We start from the raw sequence: 22,185 nt of genomic DNA, 5'->3' as shown, positions 1-22,185 counted from the left end.
TCTATTCGTCAGAATTAATACAAAAAGTGCCCCGATTAAAAGGGGCACTTTAAATTATAAGTTCCGGAGCCTATTTGCTGTATCTTCCCTTTAGGAGAAACAACTTCCGCATTCGTCTGTTCCGGAACCTCTATTTCCATCAATATATTACGTCCTGACTTACGTAATTTTACTTTGATATCCCCGTAAAGAGTAGGAACTGTTGCCGAGGCTTCGGTAAGGGAACCCATCTGAGGTTTCACACGGAATGTACGGAAACCGGGGGATGTCGGTTCGATTCCACAGACCTTCTGACTCAGCAATGTTAACGGACCACCACTCCATGCATGGTTGATCGTTCCGCCTCCGAAACCTTCGGCACCGACACCCCAGCCTTCAAATAAAGTCGTATATCCCTTATAACCCAACATACCGGCATATCGATCTCTCATCCTTTGCATGGCAACATCCGGGGCATTCATACGGAAAAGAGCTTCCAATACATACTTCTCCATGTAAGGACTCGCATGATATTCTTTTTTCAGCACTTTCAAAAGGGCGGGATATTTCTCTTTCGGAGCCAACCCGGATAAAACGGCCATCGCCTGCGAACGGTCGTCGTCCTCGCCACGATATCCCGGAGAACGATAAGCCGTTCCTGTCCAGAACTTCGTATTGAAACATTGTTCGATGCTATACATCATACGGGATATATCTTCCGCGTCTTCTTTCTTTCCCAATTGGAGAGCAAATTCTTTCTCTGCTTTCAGAGCCAGGTAATACCAACAGTTCGTCAGTACACCCATATCGATCTGTTCACCCCAGTCTCCCCAACTCCATTCACCACCGCGTTCGATAGGCAAACCGCTCTTATCGACCTTCCATGTTTCATGCAGGTAACGATGCAGACGATCATAAATGACAGGGACAAACGTACTGTCTCCACTATAATAATATTGAGTATAAAAACCATACCATCCCACCGATGCCAACATCTGCAAAGGCAACTCCTTCGACCAGTTACCGGCAGGGACCGGGGCAAATAAAGAGCCGTCGGGACGTTGCCAGTTCATCAACTCGTAAATACCTTTCAATGCCAACTTATGTGAAGAAGGAGAAAGTGCATAAAACGCTTCGCCCAATTCATTCACTTCGTCCCCCCACCACTGGGCACGTTCGCGTTCGGGACAATCCATATAGTTATCACGCATCGTGATATACAATGTTCTTGCCGAGCGTTTCCAGAGTTCGTTCAGGAAAGGATCGTTACACTGGAACGATCCGGCGAATTCGGTATCATAACCAGTCTCACGATATTTAACCTCCAGAACTTTCACACCTTCGGGAAGGATATACCACATCTCATGGCCACTCATCCAACCATAACTTTCATACTCTTGTACTCCGTTCCGGGTAATATATTCGGCACGGACATTCTCCGGACCTCCACCGCGGTAATTATCCGTCTGCATATGGATAGTAGCACCATCTGCCGCTTCGACTTTCAGATATGGTGTAAACTGGCAGTTGTAAGGCAAACGGCAGAACAATGTATCGCCATTTGCCGACTGACGTACACCCGGATAGTCCTTCAGTCCATAATCCTTAAACAGTGGGATCGGACGTTCAACCAACTCCCCTAAAGGAGCCTTTCCAACTATCGAAGCGATCTCTGCCCCGGGAAACGAGTTCTTATATCCGGGTTGGTTCCACCCTTCCATCGCCCTGCGAGCATCGAAACGGATATTACTCTCCGACAACCGGTAATTCGGATACGGAGCCTCCGTATCCTGATACGCGTCATAAACCCTACAGTTCCAGCTTTTATCCGATACAATCTCTATACCGGGAGCTATCGCTTCAAACAATAAGGCAGCCAACCCACTGTTCACATGGCTGAACCCATTCTTTCCAAAATGCCATACCAGGACAGCGATCGTATTCTCCCCGGAAGTGAGATAAGGAGCGATCTCTACCGAATCATAGTAAGTATCATAAGGAGAAGGCCCTCGTTTCAGCCCACCCTCAAATACGACCATCCGTCCGTTGATCCATAACCAATATTTACTGTCGGCGGCAATATGTGCCGTCAGTGTCCGGGGAACTTCGGCCAAACTAACCGTTTTACGATAAGCCAGCCAGGTATTGCTTGCACTCTGGCATTGTTCCGTATTTATCCAGTGCGCTTTCCAGTCCGTTTTATTTTTAGCTTCTGCTGAAACCAAAAATCCGACACACGCACACAGTAAAAGATATTTTCTCATAATATGACATTTTATACAGGTTACAACTCTATCCGGCTATCAATTTTCCAGATATACTTTTACTCCGTCCGGAGCTTTTACATCAGTTTTTACTTTACCGTCCGGGCCTTTCTCATGACGGATCGTCAGAATCCCCTGCGGGGTCGGGAACGTTCCTTCCACCCATTCCAGGTCACCCAGATGCGGAGTAATACGAACGGCACGGCATCCCGGTTCCACTACCTGAACACCCAATACATATTCACTTAACCACGGGGTCGGACCGGAAGCCCAGCCATGACACAAACTATGGCGGAAACCTTTATAGCAATAGTCGCCATAATCGCCGTGAATATCTTTTTTCCCTGCCGGAACAAGTTCGTCGATACGACTGGCATTCGGCAACCAATCCATATTGAAATCTTCCCAGAACGTAGTAGCGCCCAAGTCGATCATGGCTCCCCAATACTGGCGGATCACATCGATCGCTCCCTGGTAATTACCGGCTGCTGCCATTGCACGTAACATATAATAACCATAGAACGTTGAAAAACCGCGTGCACCGCCTACCGAGAGATATTTCTTATTAGCATCTTCCGGCTTCATCAAACCAGCCAGGGCTAGTAACGCAGCCCCTTGCTTTGAGCCCGGAGCATCCGGTGCAACCTTCGACTTCAACAATGTTTTAGTTACTTTCGAAGCTGTTTTCTCCATTTTCTTTGCCGTTTCACGACACTGGCCAGCCAGCACATCATCACCAAGCGTAGTACATAGTTCATCACCTGCCCTCATTGCCATCAAGACCAAAGATTGCAGACCGGCATCGATAGCTACGGAATTCTCGCTCGACGGCCAATCCATGAAACGCCAGCCATCCAGCTTCTCATGCCCTTCGGCATCCACTTTAGAGATCAGCACGCGCAAAAGATCACTCAAATAAGTTTGCTGTTCTTTCAGATACGCCTTATCTCCATGATAGTAATACCAGTCACGCTGGATCAGCAGCCACCATATCGAATAGGCACTGATACCGTTCATCCAACCGGGAAGAGGCGTCACATCGCGAACCAGGTCGAGACTTTTCGGAACAACCTCGTTATAGCCGAAAACAGTATTGACAGTCATCACCTCCGGGTGCATATCTCCCAGCCAAACCAAACGGTCACGCTTGATGCCGTCCCACAGGTATTCCTGCATATTCAAATGAACGGTATAAGCACCGGTCTGCCAGATTTTATTCAACCGTTCGTCATTGCACCGGAAAGAACCTTTATACGGGATATCACGGAAAGCAGAAACGGCACGAACCACTTTCAGGGATACCTCCGTTGAATCACTGATCAGGTCGATACGGGCAAAACGGAAACCGGAATTTCCCACTTCCAATACGCCTAACCAGGGTAAGGTAACGATAAAGTCGCGCATCGCATGATCATTGCTGGCTCCGTTCTTACCGTCGATATCACACATTGCCTCACTTACGGATTCACCGAAACGGACACGCAGAGTGATCGGCTTATTAGCTGTAAAAGCCCCGGTTACAAACTGGATGCCCCCCTGTAGCTCTTTCCCGAAATCAAATAAAAGAGCCGGATGTTCCTGTGCCGTACTTGCTAGTTTACAAAGAGGACGGTCAGATAGTTCCGCCTGTCCGTTACCCGGCAAAAGCAGCCTGTCCGCATCCTTTATCAGTTCACTATGTTGTTGCCAGACGATACGCTTGGGGGAAAGATATTCACGTACCCGGCTGTCCCTCTGTTGGGCTGTTGCCGACAAAGAACAAAGAAAAGTAAGAAGTATAAGTATCTTTTTCATGGTCGTTTTCAATGGTAATTCTGTTGGTCTTAAAAACAGAAGATGTGTCAAAAACAATAGTCATTTTGGCACATCTTCTTAATCAAAAACCAACCCTGTTATTATAATCCAAATGCCGGAACCAGATCATCCAGTTGCTGATCGGTCATACCTGCCGGCTCAAATCCCGCCATGCGGGCACTCAGATAGATCTTCGATGATTTACTCAATGTATCGATCGCATCAAAACATTCGATCAGGTCCTCACCTACTGCCAGTATTCCATGTTTCTCCCAGAACACCACATCATGCTTTTCAAGCTGTTTGATCGTAGCATGAGCCAGATCCATCGTACCGGGTATTTCATAAGGAACGATACCTACACCTTTCGGAACGATGATACGGCATTCCGGAATCATCCCCCATAAAGTCCGCGTGATCACTTCCGAATCGAGGAAAGGTTTACAATGCGTCATACCGATCAGTTCGGTCGGATGCGTATGCAAAACAACTTTATTATCGCGTCCTAACGAGCGGAGATAGTTATGCATCAGCAAATGAGACGGCAGTTCCGATGTCGGGGCAACCGGCTGTTCGGCTATGATCTCATAACTTTTCCCATCCGGTGCGATCCGGATCAACGAACCATTTGCAAACGGTTCCTGTGCAACATAACGCATGCGCTTTCCTGTTCCGGTCACATAAAAAACATGTCCTCCCAAGGCTGTCATCGCTTCCTGCAACTGAGTAGCAGGCGCAAGAGCAGGCAATGCCATTTCTTCCGGTGTCAGTAAACCGGTCAGGTTTACTGATATATTTCCTCCATTCCGTTCAGCCCATCCATTTGTCCAGAGATAGCCTGCCACCTCTGCGATACGGCCGATTTCAGCCATCAAACGGCTGTTGTTTCTAACTGTTGTCATTTTCTTTTTATTGTAATTCAACTATTTGTACTCTTTTACCCGAACAAGTTCGGCAGTAATAAAGAGAATATCAGTATACACATGCCGGAGATCAAAACAACGATCGTTTTCCGACTAACGCCTTTCCACTCATTCAACACAATTCCCCACACATTACTGAATATAACATTCAGTGACATCAGGATACTCCAGGAAAAGGCGAGCATCACAGGAGAATCGGCAAAATAGCTTTTCCCCATCCCCAATCCGAAGAACTGCGAATACCAGAGTACGCCGGCCAGCGCACAAAATAAGACATTATTCAATAAAACCGAACCGGAAACAGAAAAATAATCTTTCCCGGTTTTATTTTTTACATTCTGGAAGATACAATAGACTGCATTTGTAACGAATCCACCCATTGTAACAAGCAGGATCACCGGATTCAGGGCGAACAATTCGCTGGCACCGGAAGCTTTCGCTTTTTCCAGTATCGGAGTTCCGGATTCAAGCCCCAGATTAAAACAGGCACTCATCACACCCGCCAACAGCGCGACCAGCAAACCTTTTGTCAGGGCAAAATCTTTCACAGCAGCTTTCTTCTCCTCTTCCGTCATATTGCGGGCACGCAAGCTCCCGGCATAACCGATCACTGCGATACCGGCCAACGTCACGCAAACGCCCAGAAGAAGGATCAATCCGTCACCGTGAAACAAATCCGTACCTCCGAACACTGCCGGAAAAAGCGTACCGAATCCTGCACAAGTGCCCAGTGCAATACTCTGTCCTAATGCAATTCCCAGATAACGCATGCTCAGTCCGAAAGTCAGACCTCCGACACCCCATAACATTCCATAGACCAAAGCACCGGTACTTCCTCCGGCACTCCAAAGCTCAGTCAGGCTACTCCCATCGGGAATAGCCAACTGTGCACCAAGAAAAGGAAAAACAAGCCAGGCAAAAATGCCCTGTATCAGCCAAAAGCTTTCCCAACTCCAGCTTTTCACCTTATTGATCGGCACATAAGAGCTACTTTGCCCAAAACTACCGATCGCGATGATTAATAAACCTATTAGTATATTCATACTCGTTTGCTTGTTACTGCAGCTTCGTATTTTTCGATTTCACCGATATAATCTTCCCCGACAGGAACATTATTCTTCAAGCAGAACATATCCCAAACGGCTGTCCACGGCAGGCTCTTCAGTTCTTCCTGTAACGCCAGACGCTGGAACAACTTATCTTCCGATTCATACTGCTGCAAGGTTGCGGACGGTTCCAACAACGCTTGCAGGAATGCCTTTAATGTAGCACGGCAACCGATCACATAAGCACCAATACGATTGATCGTAGCATCGAAATAATCCAGGCCGATATGTACGCGGTCCAATGCATCGCAACGGATGATCTCACGGGAAAGATCCAGCAGGTCGTCGCTCAGGATCACCACATGGTCACTATCCCAACGGATAGGGCGACTTACATGGAGCATGATCTCCGGAGTAAACAACAGCATGGAGGAGATCTTATCGGCAATACTTTCCGTCAGATGGAAGTGTCCGGTATCCAACGTCACAATCTTGTTATTCTTTGCGCCGTAACCCAGATAGAAGTCATACGAACCTACTGTATAGCTTTCCAGTCCGATACCGAACAATTTAGCTTCGATACAATCTTTCATATTCTTATATTCCGTAGCAAAGATCTCATCCAGAGAATTCTTCAGCAACTGACGATATTTGATACGGCTTGCAGGAACCTCTTTAGAACCATCATGTATCCAAAGGTTCATCATACACGGGTCATTCTGGTAAACACCCATCGCTTCACTGATCGCACGGCAACGTTTTGTATGTTCGATCCAGAAGTTACGGATCGAATCGTCCGGATTTGCCAATGTCAGGTTTCCGCTTTTAGGATGTGAGAAAGAGGTCGAGTTGAAGTCCAGCTTCATATTGTTCTCCTTCGCCCATTCCATCCAGCTCTGGAAATGTGCAGGTTCCACTTCATCGCGATCAACCTTCTTACCACCGAAATCGCCATAGATCTCATGCAGGTTCAGGCGGTGCGTTCCCGGAATAAAGGAATTTGCTGTCAGGATATCAGCCCGTACTTCATCGATATTACGTGCCTTACCCGGATAATTACCCGTCACCTGGATACCACCGGAGAGAGAGCCGTCCGGATTCTCGAATCCCGTTACATCATCGGCCTGCCAGCAATGGAGTGAAAGACTTACTTTCTGCAACTTTTCCAGTGCACTATTTACATCAACGTTTAAAGCAGCGAAACGCTCTGCTGCCAGATCAAATGCTTCTTTTACTTTCTTTTCAGTATTCATGGTATATTCTTTAATTGTTTATATTGATAATTTATTTTTTACTAATTCACTGAATAATGTTTATTTATCTGATTCAAAATGCAGGAGGCCGCGGGTATAGGCCAGGTACCGGCCGACCTAACCCACTGAACCACTACATGCATCTTCACATGCCTGCTTTTTACACTGGTCTTATATCTTTTCTGATTTATAAAAATAAACCAACTTCCTCCTATCAACGTTTTACAATCTTCTTATAGCGACCGTAAACATCTTTCCAGTTCTTTTCATCCTGTGGAAGGAACGTTTCTGTCCCGATCGATTCGGCGATCAACCGGCGCATCTCCCAACGGGTAGAAACGATACCTGCAGAACGGGCCTGTACCATTGCATTTCCGATCGCAGTCGCCTCCGACGGTCCGGCTATCACCGGCATACCGATAGCATTCGCAGTAAACTGATTCAGCAAGTTATTCTTAGAACCGCCCCCGATCACATGCAATCTCTCGATCGGGAAAGGAGCCATCCCTTCCAACATCCGGATCACTTCGTTATAACGGAGCGCCAGGCTTTCGAAGATACAACGGACAAAATCGGCATCCGTCACCGGCACAGGTTGTCCGGTCTCTTCACAATATCCGGCAATGGCTTTTGTCATGCAAGAAGGATTGGCAAAACGCGGATCGTCCGGATCGACGAAACGGACGAAAGGAACAGCTTGCTCTGCCATTTCCACGATCTCCGGATACGTATACTTACGTCCTGCTTTCTCCCACTCTTTCCGGCATTGCTCCAACAGCCACATACCGGTAATATTTTTCAGAAAGCGGGTCGTACCTTCGATACCGCCTTCGTTTGTAAAATTATTCTTATAAGATTCTTCCGTTATGATAGGTTCTTCCGTTTCAATCCCCATCAAACTCCAGGTACCGCTACTCAGATAAGCAAAGTTCTGATCCTGTGCAGGAACAGCAGCCACGGCAGAAGCCGTATCATGTCCGGCAACAGCAATAACAGGAATTTTTCCTATACCTGTCTCTTCTGCCAACGCATCTGTCAGTTCTCCGACAAGCGTCCCCGGCATCACAACCTGCCGTACGATAGAAGGAGGTACACCGGCTGCCTCCAGAAGTGACGATTCAAACTGTTTCGTTACAGGATTCAGCAACTGCGATGTAGAAACATCCGTATATTCGCAGACTTTCTTACCTGTTAATAAATAGGATAGTAAATCCGGAATAAAAAGTATCTCTTTCGCATTCTTCAACGGAGCAAAATCCTCTTTCCGGGCACGGAACAACTGAAAAAGACTATTGAAGTTCATAAACTGGATACCGGTCAACCGATAGACTTCTTCACGCGGCACCAGTTGGAAATATTCTTCCAACGCTCCTTCTGTATACGGATCACGATAAGCACGCGGTAACCCCAGCAAAGAACCGTCCGGTGCTATATAGCCGAAATCGACTCCCCAGGTATCGATACCGATCGAATCGAGCGAGATATTTTCCTTCGCACAAATCGAAAGACCTTTTTTCAACTCCTCATACAGATTATATATATTCCAATAGTATTTCCCGTGTAACTCCAACAGGTTATTAGGGAAACGATGCAATTCCTGCATTTCAAATTTGCCATTAACAAGCGTCGCCAAAACAGCCCGTCCGCTCGTTGCACCTATATCAAATGCTAAAAAGTTATGTTTCTTCATGGGAACAACAAAGTTATTTGTTTAACAATGGCAAAAGTAACAGGTAAATTACTACATTTGCTTACGAAAATGATTTTAAACCTTTCAATTCTGACATGAATAAACACGCTAACAACCAGATTCGCTATCTGACTATCGGAGCCTCAGATGAAGAGTGGGGAATCACGGTTACCACTATCGGAAACCAGTTCATTCCTCCCCAGAGTCAATATCCGCTATCCGGTCACCCGGATAGTTACAATTTCAAGCCGCAGACAGGACGTATCCTGAATGAATATCAACTTGTTTATATAACGAAAGGAAGCGGTTACTTCTCTTCCCAATCCTGCAAAAAACAAAAGATAGAGGCTGGTACCATGATCCTGCTCTTTCCGGGTGAATGGCACAGTTACTATCCGGATAAAGAGACAGGCTGGGATGAATACTGGGTAGGATTTCGCGGGATACATATCGACAAACGGGTGGAAAAACGTTTCTTCATCAAAGAAGAGCCGCTTCACAAAATCGGATTAAGTGCCACTATCGTAGGATTGTATGAAGATATACTGAAGTTTGCTTTGCAGGAAAAATCCGGATACCAACAGATGATATCGAGCATCGTACTTCATATATTGGGTACCGTTTACTACAAGAAAAAGAACGGTGCCTTTACAAATACATATGTAGTAGATAAGATCAACGAGGCGCGTATCCTGATGAAAGAACAGGTGGAAAACCCGCTGTCGCCGGAAGAAATAGCCAGCCAGTTAGGACTAGGCTATTCCTGGTTCCGCCGTATGTTCAAAGAATATACCGGAGTCTCCCCTGCTCAATACCAGCTACAACAGAAACTCCTCCGTGCCAAAGAACTTCTTACAGGAAGCAATCTGAACATATCAGAGATCGCCTACAGCCTGAAATTTGAGAACGCAGGCCAGTTCTCGACCTTCTTCAAAAAGAAAGAGGGCGTAACGCCCTCCGAATTCAGGGAAAGAGCACATTAATACGGTTTATAAGGAGCATGCATCACATTCAATGTCCTGGGCAGCCATACACGGTAACGTTGTGACCTGTCCCAGGTATTGCCTGCCGATGCAAAGTCACAGAAATGAATGGGACGTGCGGCACTATTGCCTTCCAGGTCAGTACCTAAGATCAATGGTGCCGTAAATGCCATCCATGCAAAGTCGGGAGCTTTGACCGGAGTAAGTTCCACATAACCATCTTTATTTACAACAACAGTCGTTTCGTCTATAAACCCGTCATTAAAACGACTGTCACGTGCCAACACCAATGGCCCCCTGACAATCGCCTGCGCCTGATTCATTTCGACCAGACAGGCACGCAGGTCTAACCGGACCGTTATCTTATCTCCGGCTTTCCATTTCCGGGTAACAGGCAGATAAGCCCCTTGCAATACACCATCTTCCGGCTCTCCATTGACCAGTACCATAGTCTGGCGGCTCCATGCCGGGATGCGCAATGCAATCGTAAACGGACTGTCTTTTGCCGGATCTACCTGAAGTGTTATTTCATCTGTTACCGGATAATCTGTTATCTGTCTTATCCTTACATTCTTTTTACCTGGCAACATTACCTCTGCTTCCGATTTTCCATAGAAATTCACCCGGATACAATCATCCTTCACCTGGTAGGCAAATTGGGGTATCATGGCAAATGCCCGCGGACCGTTCGCATTGCAACAATTGATATGCATACCGCACTGCTCCTCCCCTTCATGGCGGCAACCTTCCAGCGGACTGTACTTGGCTATTTGTGAAGCATCCGCCTTCAAAGAAGCCATCAAAGCATTATAGATTGCGCTTTCCATATAATCGGCATATAAGGAATTGCCGGTCATTTGCAATAAACGGTTACATAGCTGCATCCAGGTAAAGGTCACACAGGTTTCCATCGTATGGTAAGTAGGGATTGTTTGGCGTGCTTTCCCGCTGTACCAGCATTCAAACGCACTTCCTGACCCGGCTATGTTAATTTCTTCCTGTACAATATGTCCTACGGTCTTTTCCACAACAGACAGATAGAGCGGATTGCCCGTTACTTTATATAATTCCAGCAAACCTTCATAACACGACATCATCTCATAGGCTTTCTGTCCGTTTTCCCGGGAAAACCATGTTTTAGGATGCGGGAAACGGTTCGCTACAGGAATACCGGCAATTGCCTTACTGATAAGTTGCGGTCCATCCGGTGTCTCCCATTGTTCCACTATATATTTTGCGTAATCCAGATAACGTGCTTCTTTTGTCCGGTTATACAAATACATGACCGGTTCCAGGATCGAGGAACTCGGCATTCCTATATAATTACCGGTCGAGACTATATTTACTTTACCGGGTCCCACCTGTGTCATCAAATGGTCCACAACGCGACAGGCGGCATCCAACGCCTTTTTATCGCCGGAAAGGTCATACCAGGCGATCAATCCCAATGTAGTGTATTTCCTGCCCCAGATATCCCATTGTTGTAGCTGTGCATCCGGTGCATAATTGCCGATATATCCGTCAACCGTCTGAGTACTCATCAACGATTCTGCCGCATTCTTTATGATCTGGTAAAGTTCCGGATCCTGATTATAACGATAGGAAGCGATTGCCCCCTGTATCCATTTTCCCCAGAACTCCGATTGCCAGCGTGTTTTTTCTTCCCTATGCCGGAACGGTTCCACCAGATGGTCAACATCCTGAGCTTTCACACGATGTTTGATACAATCGTCGATACGCTCTCCGACATAACCGGAAATCTTGATATGTGTTACTGGTGATTGGGCCGGATTCTGCGCCAAAACAGGTATAGTTGCCAGACATAACAAAAAAGAAGGGATAACTAATTTTGTTTTCATAATAACCGATCTAAAGATGAATGAAAGCAAAAATAATTATCCTTCTATTATTCAGACTTATAAAAGTGACAAAATATGTTTCAGTTTTGATAGAGCCACTCTCCTATATTTCTTGTATCAGCATCAAAAGAAACGCCGACTTTAAGAAGTTTACGTCCGTCTACAGCATAAGGGAGTAAATAACCTTTTTCGTTTATTTGCTTCAAAGCAGCTTCAGCCGAACCATCCAACTTAAATTCAAAAACATAAATACAGTCTCTTGTTTTTACTACAGCATCAGCACGTCCCCGGGCACTTCGAACTTCTGCATCACAAAACTGCCCCATTAATTTAAAGACCAGATAAAAAACAATCTGATAATGACGTTCTTTCTTCTCATTCAACTCATAGGGAAAATCGGCAAAGAAAGCTTTTAAACGATTCAGGAAAGCATCCACATCGCCACTTTCCAATTCACGAACAAATTTCCCAATATAGAAACCATTATCTTCATCACCTACTGAAGTATAGAAAGGAGTTATAAAATCCAGAAAACCATATTTAACTTCATCATTGGGAAATTGTAATGTATATAAATGAAAACGCTCATCATAATCCTTAATGGTCAGATATCCACTCTGATAAATTAAAGGAATTGGATTATTTTCAGCTACTCTATATTCAGAAAAAGCAGCTTCTTTCATTTCCACCCCGTCAATCAACGTTCGCAAATCGTATTCACTATCTTTCAGCAATTCCACCAAAAAAGTAGGAGTACCAGTCTGAAACCAATAACTTCCAAACCTGCTAAAGTTTAATGTGTTCAATAAACTAAACGGATTAAAGACTCCCTCCGATCGTTCACTGAAATGATAACCATCATACATCTGCATCAATCGGTCCAGTGCTTCCTCTTCTGAAATATTATATTGCTTTTCCAAAGCATAAATTTCGGGTTTAAAGTCTCTGGTCAATTCTTCATGCGTAATACCACATAAGGTTGCATACTGAGGTAACATACTCAAATCTGTCAGTTGGTTTAAATCACTGAATACACTGACATGAGCAAATTTAGTTACGCCGGTAAAAAAAACAAACCTTAAATAACGATCGGCACTCTTTAGTACGCCATAAAAAGCTTTTAAGGTTTTTAGGTATTCTGTTTGAAGCCTTTCTTCACCAAACGATTGTAACAAAGGTTTATCATATTCATCTATCAAAACTACGATCTGACGACCAGCTTTTTCATAAGCACGAGTTATTACACCTATAAAACGGTCAGACAAAGTGTTCTCCCGTGTATCTTTTCCCCACACATCTTCCCATCCATTAATATGACGTTCCAATATATAAACTAACGCCTCAGGAGAAGTATATTTTTCTGCATTCAAATCCAGATGAAATACCGGATATTCCAGCCAATCCGTTTCCAACTGCTCAATGGTCAGTCCCTTAAACAATTCCTTTTTCCCTTGAAAATAAGCCTCAAAGGTAGAAAGTAAGAGACTCTTGCCAAACCGACGAGGACGGCTCAGGAAACAGGGCTTTCCACTTACAGCCAGCTCATAAACAAAAGCAGTTTTATCTACATACAAGAAATTATCCTGACGCAGTTTTTCAAAACTCTGTATACCGATCGGCAATTTTCTTATGGATGCATTCATGATTTCATTTTTTTATTACAAATATAAGATATAATATGAAGCAAGAGTCGTTAAACCATGTAAAATTAGCATCTAACCCCGACACTGTACTGCGTCTCGGTGAGACGTAACGTTGCGTCGGGGTTAGATGTAGGGTTGCGTCACGACGAGACGTAAGGCGGCGTCTCATCGCGACGGAGAATAGTTACTCGATTTCGGGACGGTCGCTGCCACCGCCTCCGTTACCGACAGTGAGGAGACGTTCGTATTCGATAGTACGGGGCTCTTTCAACAGAGTGGTCGTGTTCGAAAAACGGGTGACGATACGCAGGGTGTACTGTCCGTCGGTCAGGTTGGAAGGGACACGGGCAAGCAGGCACTTCGGATCGTTAGTCGTCAGACGGCGGGTAACGGGATATTCCTTACCGTCGGTATCGATAAAGAACACACCGATACCGACTCCGTCACCGGCTATACGGATCTTCTCTCCGTCGATACGGATATCGTCACCCGGGGTGATCGTTCCGTCAGAAAGGCCAGTAGCCGTATCCGTAACAAGACCGATACGTGCACCGCTGTCTTTTACCTCCAATACCTCTACCCCGACATGACTCAATGATTCACGCATCTCGGAAGAAAGGGTGATATCGAGCGTCACCTTATGTTTCTCCGGGTCAAATTTGGCACTCGAACCAATCCAGGTTCCTGCCACACGCGGAGTGTACTGGCAGGTTTTCGTTAAGACACTGTAACCGTCTGCAACCGCTTCACGGATGATACGGTCGTGCTGGTTGATGATCGAGAGTAAGGTGTCGTACTTGATTTCAGAACCTTCATCGACTATTCGCTGCGCAATGTCTTCGTTACGCAACGAGTTCTTCATCGTGGATACTTCGGCTGTATAGTCGTTATCCACATCTTTGGTCAGAAGGTTCAGACGAAGCCAGACCTTCCAGAATTTGGTGTAATTTGCCATGTTTAAAATTGTTTAATTAATGAATATACTCGTTCGAGTAGGTTAGGTATATTTATTGATCATCTTTTACACAACGAACTGCAGCAGTAGCACCCTCCTGCCAACTATAGAATCCCCATCCATCTTTAGTACGTACCCGGAAAACATAAACAATATCGTCTGAACACCATATATTTCTATCACCAGGATAAGCTGCCTTAATTTGCGCACCAAGTGTACCAGACCAGGGTATCATAGCTGTGTTGGTTATATTAAAATCTTCTCTCTTTACCATCTTTTTAAAATCGGTGGAAGAAGGTTTTTTCCAAGGAGAAGGACATGGATATTTATTACGCATATCCTGATAATTCATATAACCTCCACCTTGCTCAACAGGAGCCACATAATAAACTGCATTTCCATCTATTCTATTAGCTGGCACTTTACTTCCTGGAAATACAACTGATTTCTGTGAAACAATAATTGTCTTAGCGGCTTGTCCGGGATATATATTAGAAAATGTAACCGTCATATTGCTCTGTCTCAAATCATCATAATAAGTATCATTGTTTGTTCTGGTTATCTTTACTACACTCTGCCTATTCCCCGATGAAAGAGTTGTAGTAGAGGTAATTGTTGCATTAGCCCACGATTGATTTGTGCCCACAGTGACTCCTTTCGGCGAAATGACTGTAAATTGACAATAAGAATCAGCACATGGAAAATATGTAATTATAGGTGTTGAATTATTTATATTATCTATTGAAGAATAAGAGGAATTATCATCATAATTGCTAAATATTATTGCACTCTTGCTATTTGAATATACTGTAAATTCTTTACTCACAATCGTATTATCGACTTTATTCCGAAAAGTAACTTTCTGATTCACTCCTGTCGTTCCATTATTAGCAACAAAAAATGTATATTTTCCATCATTTTTATTACTGTCGTCAGTTACTGTCAGCCAATCCGGTTTATTAACCAACTCTGTTCCCCCTATTGAATTGACATTCAGAGTCACCTTAGCATTTTCATCATTATATAATCGAATAGCATTACTATTTGTGTCGTATTCCGCCTGCCCCGCAGCAGCACAGGAAACAGTTACATTCGACTTCATTTTTATGGTTATATCCTGAGTCTTGCTTTTGTCTCCTGTATTTTTAACAGTAATCGTAACGCCATCTGCCGGGAATGGGTTGGGGAAACTTGCATTCGAAACATCTGCAGTAAATACATATGGAGCATTAGATAAAGTTTGCGAACTAGCCGGAGAGACTTTCAACCAATCAGGTATATTTTCCAATTCACTTCCGCCCGATGCAAAAACACTTACTGTTACACTGGGGTCAGTAACTGTACTCGTCTTATTTAGTAAGACTTCATTGTCATTGAAACTACTACCTTCGGTGTGAGTTACACCTTTGACTACGGGATTCGCTATCGGCTGAACAATCACAATCGTTTCTTTCGCCGTAATCTTGTCGGTAAAACGAATTGTTGCGATTGGGAATTTTGTCCCTTTATAGGCAGCATTTTTCTTTACAGTGAATGTAGATGGAACAACATCTGCTTTTGTCATATTATCTGCTTTCGGGTCCATTTCCAACCATTGATGCGCCAAGTCCCCATTTTCATAATACATCGTGGTATAATAACCGGTCGGAGAGTTTCCTTCTATAGTAAACTGCGTTCCGTCCACAATAGACATGGTTACAGTACGGGATGGTTTATCATAAGTCATATCACCTGTTACCGGAGTGATCGTGAAACCATCTTTATCCGTATCTCCCCCCGGCTCATAATTGTCGATATTGCCCTCGTCTGTCCAGTCGGCAACATCGATAGTGAAGTCTAGTTTGTACTCGTCAGCTTTTGTGATCTCAACAGTATAACGGTGGTTTTGGGAAACCTCGATATAATTACCGGTTTCATTCGCTGCAGGTTTGAATGGAATTTTATAAGTGACAGGGATATTCTCCGTCTGGTTGGCGGCATATATTCCGCTCAGGATCAGGTAACCACCGTCCGCGGCGGGACTCGGCCAGGTGTAGAAAGCACCCGTACAGACACCTTCATTGGCTTTCTCTCCATCGAACTTACGGGCAGGATAAGTGATCAGGTCGCCTGCATCAGCATCCGGCAGTTTACCCGTTACCGTCAGCGGGAAAAAGCTCACCCCCTTACGACCATTCGCCATGCTAACCGACTCGATTGTAAACTTTGAAGTCGACGCTTCGTTCACCACATCGAAACGGGCAACCGAGCGGGTCAGGCGGAAACCCAGTTGTAAACGCGCCGAAACAGAAAAGTCCGTCAAGTCGAGAGGTGTGGCATAAGAACCGGTCATTGGTAATGGTGTCAGCAACACATCGGTTGGCGAAGCCGGGTCGAGCTGTACACTTTGAAGTAACTTGAAATCGTCTTCCTTCGGTACTCCTGCCGTCACCGTATTATTCGTCTGTCCCGGATTAGACTGAATCAAAGGACTAAAACCGGCATATGCCAGGTTTGTTGCCGGATCGATCAGTTCACGCTGATTGGCAATGCAATAGAGTTTAACGAAGAGGCCTTTTTTCAGGGAGATCAAGGCTGTTGTTTCTTTTCCGTCAGCATCTTTGGCGTTCAGGTCTAATGCCGTCACATCATCACCGACAGGTATCTCACTACTATTCTCACGGTAACAGAAACGTTCCTGATAGGTATAGACACCGTCTTCGGTTTTACTGCCGAAGACGTAGATATCGAGTGACGAGATTTTATTCTCAGCGGCTGTCGCAATGGCATCACCGGCTTTTGTCCGGGGTACCGAAAGTTTGTTTTTCAGTGTCAGTAATACCTCCCGACGGGGAGTGCCGTCCTGAATTCCGCCACTATCCGGCTTTCCACCCGGTTCTTCCGTCTCACTGGTGCACGCGGCAACAGATAATAGAAGCGACAGAAGAGGGATTCCGTATAACTTATTGAATGTTCTCATTGTTGTTGCTTTTTAATATTCATTACTTGTCTTCTTCCGGATTCAGTGCCTGTAGCAGGTACTTACCCGGTCTAAACTTTACGCTGATGCGCGGGGCGATCACGTAGGGTTCGCCCGTACGGGGATTACGACCATCGCGCTCCACCTGTACCCACGGACTAAACGTGCCGAAACCCTGCAGGATGATCCTGTCGTTTTCTACGAGTCTTTCCTCAATCACTTGCTGCCATGCATTGACGATGCGCAGGCACTCCGTCTGTGGCAACGATAACCGCTCGGAAAGAGCGATGATGAGATCGTGTTTGTTCATTGTTATTGTATTCTGATTGTTTATTTCTATCTGTTTAAAGGAGCCGGTTGTAACTCCCTCCCTTCTCCGGTGGGAAAAGGTTACAACCGGCACGAAAGTAAGAACCTTAGTGACTTTCACTTTACGGAGTTACCGGTTCTGCCAGGGCGACATGTACAACTGTTGTTCCATTTGTGGCTGTCGAAGTGAATGTCAGCGTGTTCGTTGTTCCGGGACTTTGTACCGATCCCAGAGTGAACGTGTAAATGCCCTCGGCCTCCGTTTTACCGGCTTCATCCACTGTTAGCCAGGAAGGTGTTCCGATAACAACACTGCTGCCCGTCGTCTTCCCTTCATCACCCAACGTCACAGCAGACACTTTCAGTTTGAAGCTCTGATCGTTCGTGTTGGTGATCGTAACTGTTCCGGTGGCAGGATCATACGAACTGCCTTCTACTGCTTCCAGCGTAATCTCAGGGCCCGACAAATCGGTGGGTATCACCCGGATATCCAGGTTCTTTCCACTGGCCTTATTACTCAAACGGATCGTTACCGCACGGAAATCATCCATATCGGCTATACCGTCAGACATCTTATATTTGAACGTAGTCAGTGTCGAGGCTTTCGTCACAGTCGTCCTCTCACCGTCTATCACCAGCCATTCATTTCCACCGGCATAATCCAGCTTTTCGACAATTGCAGAAGGGGCCGTATGGTTACCGGCAATAGTAAAGGACAATGTTCCCGTTGACGATGTACTTGCATCCATCACAATATTTCCATCGGAAAGGAGTTTGACATCCGCCGTGTTACCTGCTCCTGACAGTGCCAGAGCATCTTTCGTAAAGTCGTTTTCCGGTTTATAGTCGTCTATATCGCCCTCATCCGTCCAATCGGAAACCTTCAGGGTGAAGTCGAGGTGGTACTCGTCGGCTTCTGTGATATTGACCGTATAACGGTGGTTGTAGGCTACTTCGATATAATTACCTGTCGCATCCGCTGCAGGTTTAAAAGGAACTTTGTAGGTGACGGGAATTTCCTCCGTTTTGTTGGCGGCATAGGTTCCTGACAGGATCAGATAACCACCATCCTCTACAGGGCTGGGGTAAGAATAGAAGATACCCGTGCCTTTGGGTTGGGCAGTAGTCTGGTCGGCGGTGTATTCGCGTTCCGGGTAAGTGATCAGGTCACCTCCAACAGCGGGAGTCGAACCCAATACCTTCACTGGGAAATAGCTCGCTCCGGTACGTCCGTTACCCATACTCACCGACTGGATCGTGAACTTCGATTTCTCCGCATCGTTCGTCACATCGAAGCGGGCAACCATACGGGTCAGTTTGAAGCCCAGTTGCGTACGGGCAGAGACAGAGAAGTCAGTCAAGTCGAGAGGCGTGGTGTAGGCTCCCGTCATTGGCAGCGGCGTGAGCAGCACATCATCGGCGACATCTGCCTGCAAGGCCGGTGTATGGAAAGTTTTGAAATCACTTTCAGTAGGCACACCATCGGTAATGGTGTTGCCCGCCTGGCCCGGATTACTCTGTATCAATCCCTTGAAAGCATCGAATTCGGTTCCACCAGTCTGGATCAGTTTCGTACTGTTGGCGATGCAGTAAACCTTCACAAAAAGACCTTTCTTCATGCGTAGCAGGGCGGTCGAGTTGTCGGCGCCCGTATTCAGGGTGAAGCTGGTGGCATAATCGCCGGAAACGGTTTGGCGGGCATCTTCCCGGTAATAGAACTGTTGCTGGAATGTGTAATCGCCGTCTTCCGTTTTAGAGCCGAAGACGTAGACATCGAGACTATAGATATGGTTCTCGGCTGTCGTGGCGATAGGATCACCGGCAGCTTTGGTTTCGACCGGAATCACTTGAAGCTTGTTCTTAAGTGACAGCAAGACTTCACGGGTGTTACCGTCCGACGTTCCACCCTCGTCCGGCGGAGTCGTGGTTTCCAGCGTATTCTCGCTGGTGCAGGCGGCCAAAAGAAGGCTGGCGGCGAGCAAGGGAATATGTTTGAATAAGTTCATTATATACTTGTTTTAATATTTATGTTTGAGCTAGATTTTCTTCTTCAGGGTTACTGTCAGGTCTCCACCGCCGGAAACGGTGTTGGTGAAGGTTAAAACAACATCATCATTGGACGAAGTATCCCCGGCAGCTTTCAGCATATATGTTTCAGAAGCACCTGCCGTGATCGTTGTTTTACCGGTATCACCACTGTCTAACTCCAACCACTTGCCGGTAAGCGGGGTTGTCAGATCCACCGTTGCTCCTTTAGGGGCAGTAACGGTAAGGGTGAAAGTATTCGTTGACAATGATCCCAAATCAACCGTACAGGTACCATCTAACTCTGTTACGGCACCGGATGCGTTATCTGTTAAACTTACTGTCGGTTTGGCACTTTTAGGAGTGATTTCCAACGTAGAGGTGACCGTCTCGTCCGTTGCATTCTTGAACGTAACTGTTACCGCCGTTCCGGCTATCAGGGATGCCGCTGTCGGTATTTCGATCTTAAATATTCCGGGGACAGCCGTTTCTTCTGTTACCGTAACACCTGCAGGGGCAGCCACCGTCACCGCACCGGCTGCCACACTTTCCGTACAAGTTGCCTTGACGTAAATCGTACTTCCGTCGATCAGGTACATATCCGCTGTCACGGCACCGACTGTTCCGCCAAGCGTGCCGTCATTATATGAACTATTCGTATAACTTCCGTTATCGTTTGCTACAATCGAAGGTTGGGAAGCCTTTTTATGCTTGATGGTCAATGTAACCATGTTGCTATCGGCTGCTTTGTTCTTGAATTCGATTGTTGCATTGTCGGCTGCTGTACCGGCATCTGTTATAGCCACACGATAAGTAGTCGTAAAGCCTTCGGTTGCGACCTCAGTTACAGAATAACCCGTCGGAGAGGTTATATCGGCTATACCGTCCACACAGAAGACGTTCAATGAGATGTAGCTGCCCACCGCTTTGACCATGGTGGCTTCGGGAGCATCCGGCGACGTTACATCCACAGAATTGCCCTCACTATGCCCTTCGACAACTTCGCTTACTACAGGAGCGGCTTCCGGACCGACGAAAGTCAACGTTGTCTGCAAGTCGGGATCGTAAGAGGCTGCCTGATTGATGAAGGTAAGCGAGACAGGACGCTTGCCGGTAGCATCGGCTATAGTGACCGGGAAGGTCGTTATCGTCAGTCCGTCTTTCTGTTCAGTGGTCGGTGTCCCGACGGTCAGCCAGTCTATTTCATCACCGGCTTTCGTTACCAGTGAACGGCTGTATTCCAGTTCTCCGGTCGAGGTCATCACAATGTCGAATGTTCCGTCAGCCAAGGTGCGGTAGTAACCTCCCGTAAGATCTGTCGGCGGGTTAGTTCCTGCAAACTTGTTAAATTCAGGCTTCGTATTATCCGGTTTGATGATGATACCACCACCCGATGTCCAGTCTTCCACCTCGAAAGTGGAATAGATATTTGATTCGGTTACATCGGTAATACGGAGCTTATAACGGCTGTTGGCATTGATAGCGATATAGTTCGCAGGATCATCCGGCTGGGCATCAGCAGGCGTTTTAACAACCGGGATATTGTAAGTGACGGCTATCTGTTCACCGGTAGACGGACTTTTGTATTTACCCTTGATGATCAGGAAACTCTCATCGCCGGGAATATTCGGATATACGTAGATGGCACTTTCAAGGGTTCCCTGATTGGCGTTCTCACCTGTGAAATCGACATCCTTATAAGTAACCAGATCACCGGCTGCTGCATCCGTCAGTGTCGCTCCGAAAAGTGAACCGTTCGAACGGCCTTTCCCCATCGACACCTGTTCGATAGTCAACTGCGAAGTCGACGTCGTGTTGTCGATGTCGAAACGGGCAACAATTCGTTTCAACGTAATGGCGACTTTCGAGACACTGCCGCTGATCTTTGTCGTTCCCGTTCCGGTCATTGCCAGCGGGGTTTTGATAAAATCAGTTGCAGGATCTGCCATCTTAGCCGTATAAGCGGCTTTGAATGCATCCAAGGTCGTACCGGCTGCAGTGATATCACCAGTTACAGCATCCGTCGTAACCGCGCCCAAGGTTGCAAAATCAGTACCATCCGCATTGAAGAGTTTATCCTGGTTAGCCACACAAACCAATGTCAGATACGGAAGCCCTTTCAGTTCGTTCGGCTTGATGGAGGCTGTCCACGACGAACCGGAAGGCTGCAATATAAACTGGTTACCAGTCGGTGTTGCTTCCGTCATTTTCCAGGTTTCAATGTAATGGTAGTCTGCATCATTGGTAGATGCTGATGCGGCACCAAACAGGTACACATCTAATTTGCTGATCTTGTTCTCACTGTCAGAGGCTATCGCTTTCGTATATTCCTCTTCTTCTCCGCTTCCGCTGAATACCAACTGAATCTCACCGGGATCGCCCGAAGGGGTTACACCCTCAGTCCCGTCTTCATTCGTACAACTGCTTCCCAACCCAGCCAGGGCCAAAAGCAACATCAAATACGTCTTTTTCATAACTACTTTTTTAAGTGAATACTATATGT

General features: G+C 46.1%; 14 protein-coding genes. 1 reads left to right on the top strand and 13 read right to left on the bottom strand.

The genetic code is table 11. The annotated features are described in order from the left end of the window. Nucleotides 1-35: 35 nt before the first annotated feature. The 6 genes from DWW23_RS07585 to DWW23_RS07560 all read right to left on the bottom strand — a co-directional run bounded on the left by DWW23_RS07585 (nt 36) and on the right by DWW23_RS07560 (nt 8,949). Nucleotides 36-2,243, bottom strand: a complete 2,208-nt coding sequence (locus tag DWW23_RS07585) for an alpha-L-rhamnosidase C-terminal domain-containing protein (RefSeq protein WP_122352679.1) — start codon at nt 2,241-2,243, stop codon at nt 36-38. A gap of 39 nt (nt 2,244-2,282) precedes the next feature. Next, the gene (locus tag DWW23_RS07580) at nt 2,283-4,037 is read right to left on the bottom strand and encodes an alpha-L-rhamnosidase C-terminal domain-containing protein (protein WP_122352678.1); all 1,755 of its coding nucleotides are present in this window, start codon (nt 4,035-4,037) and stop codon (nt 2,283-2,285) included. 101 nt (nt 4,038-4,138) lie between these two features. After that, nucleotides 4,139-4,939 (bottom strand): rhamnulose-1-phosphate aldolase, encoded by an 801-nt coding sequence (gene rhaD / locus DWW23_RS07575; RefSeq protein WP_122352677.1) that lies wholly within the window; start codon nt 4,937-4,939, stop codon nt 4,139-4,141. A 35-nt stretch (nt 4,940-4,974) separates the two neighbouring features. Beyond that, on the bottom strand, nt 4,975-6,003 hold the full coding sequence (gene rhaT / locus DWW23_RS07570) for an L-rhamnose/proton symporter RhaT (protein ID WP_122352676.1): 1,029 nt from the start codon (nt 6,001-6,003) through the stop codon (nt 4,975-4,977). Next, a complete protein-coding gene (locus tag DWW23_RS07565; protein ID WP_122352675.1) occupies nt 6,000-7,259 on the bottom strand; it encodes an L-rhamnose isomerase in 1,260 nt (419 codons plus the stop codon). The genes rhaT and DWW23_RS07565 overlap by 4 nt, the downstream gene beginning before the upstream one ends. Nucleotides 7,260-7,473: 214 nt before the next feature. After that, on the bottom strand, nt 7,474-8,949 hold the full coding sequence (locus tag DWW23_RS07560) for a rhamnulokinase family protein (RefSeq protein ID WP_122352674.1): 1,476 nt from the start codon (nt 8,947-8,949) through the stop codon (nt 7,474-7,476). Nucleotides 8,950-9,044: 95 nt separating this feature from the next. On the opposite strand from DWW23_RS07560, the gene DWW23_RS07555 reads away from it, so the two are divergent. Next, nucleotides 9,045-9,932, top strand: coding sequence for an AraC family transcriptional regulator (locus tag DWW23_RS07555; RefSeq protein ID WP_122352673.1), 888 nt, complete (start codon nt 9,045-9,047; stop codon nt 9,930-9,932). Here the strand turns inward: DWW23_RS07555 and DWW23_RS07550 are convergent. From DWW23_RS07550 to DWW23_RS07520, 7 genes are all read right to left on the bottom strand, one after another. Then, on the bottom strand, nt 9,929-11,791 hold the full coding sequence (locus tag DWW23_RS07550) for a glycoside hydrolase family 127 protein (RefSeq protein WP_122352856.1): 1,863 nt from the start codon (nt 11,789-11,791) through the stop codon (nt 9,929-9,931). The genes DWW23_RS07555 and DWW23_RS07550 overlap by 4 nt on opposite strands. Nucleotides 11,792-11,871: 80 nt before the next feature. Next, the gene (locus DWW23_RS07545; RefSeq protein ID WP_122352672.1) at nt 11,872-13,434 is read right to left on the bottom strand and encodes an ATP-binding protein; all 1,563 of its coding nucleotides are present in this window, start codon (nt 13,432-13,434) and stop codon (nt 11,872-11,874) included. Nucleotides 13,435-13,618: 184 nt separating this feature from the next. Continuing rightward, the gene (locus DWW23_RS07540; RefSeq protein WP_122352671.1) at nt 13,619-14,389 is read right to left on the bottom strand and encodes a DNA-binding domain-containing protein; all 771 of its coding nucleotides are present in this window, start codon (nt 14,387-14,389) and stop codon (nt 13,619-13,621) included. A 52-nt stretch (nt 14,390-14,441) separates the two neighbouring features. Further along, on the bottom strand, nt 14,442-17,348 hold the full coding sequence (locus DWW23_RS07535; RefSeq protein WP_122352670.1) for a hypothetical protein: 2,907 nt from the start codon (nt 17,346-17,348) through the stop codon (nt 14,442-14,444). 22 nt (nt 17,349-17,370) lie between these two features. Continuing rightward, nucleotides 17,371-17,778 carry an HU family DNA-binding protein gene (locus DWW23_RS07530; RefSeq protein WP_233564286.1) on the bottom strand — a complete coding sequence of 136 codons (408 nt, stop codon included), beginning with the start codon at nt 17,776-17,778 and terminating at the stop codon, nt 17,371-17,373. Between the two features lies 1 nt (nt 17,779). Continuing rightward, nucleotides 17,780-19,663 carry a fimbrial protein gene (locus DWW23_RS07525; protein WP_122352668.1) on the bottom strand — a complete coding sequence of 628 codons (1,884 nt, stop codon included), beginning with the start codon at nt 19,661-19,663 and terminating at the stop codon, nt 17,780-17,782. 30 nt (nt 19,664-19,693) lie between these two features. Continuing rightward, nucleotides 19,694-22,156 carry a DUF4906 domain-containing protein gene (locus tag DWW23_RS07520; protein WP_122352667.1) on the bottom strand — a complete coding sequence of 821 codons (2,463 nt, stop codon included), beginning with the start codon at nt 22,154-22,156 and terminating at the stop codon, nt 19,694-19,696. Nucleotides 22,157-22,185: the final 29 nt, after the last annotated feature.

Origin of the sequence: Parabacteroides sp. AF14-59 (assembly GCF_003479515.1) — a bacterium.
GTDB lineage: Bacteria > Bacteroidota > Bacteroidia > Bacteroidales > Tannerellaceae > Parabacteroides > Parabacteroides faecis.
This window is presented reverse-complemented; position numbering and strand designations above follow the sequence as displayed.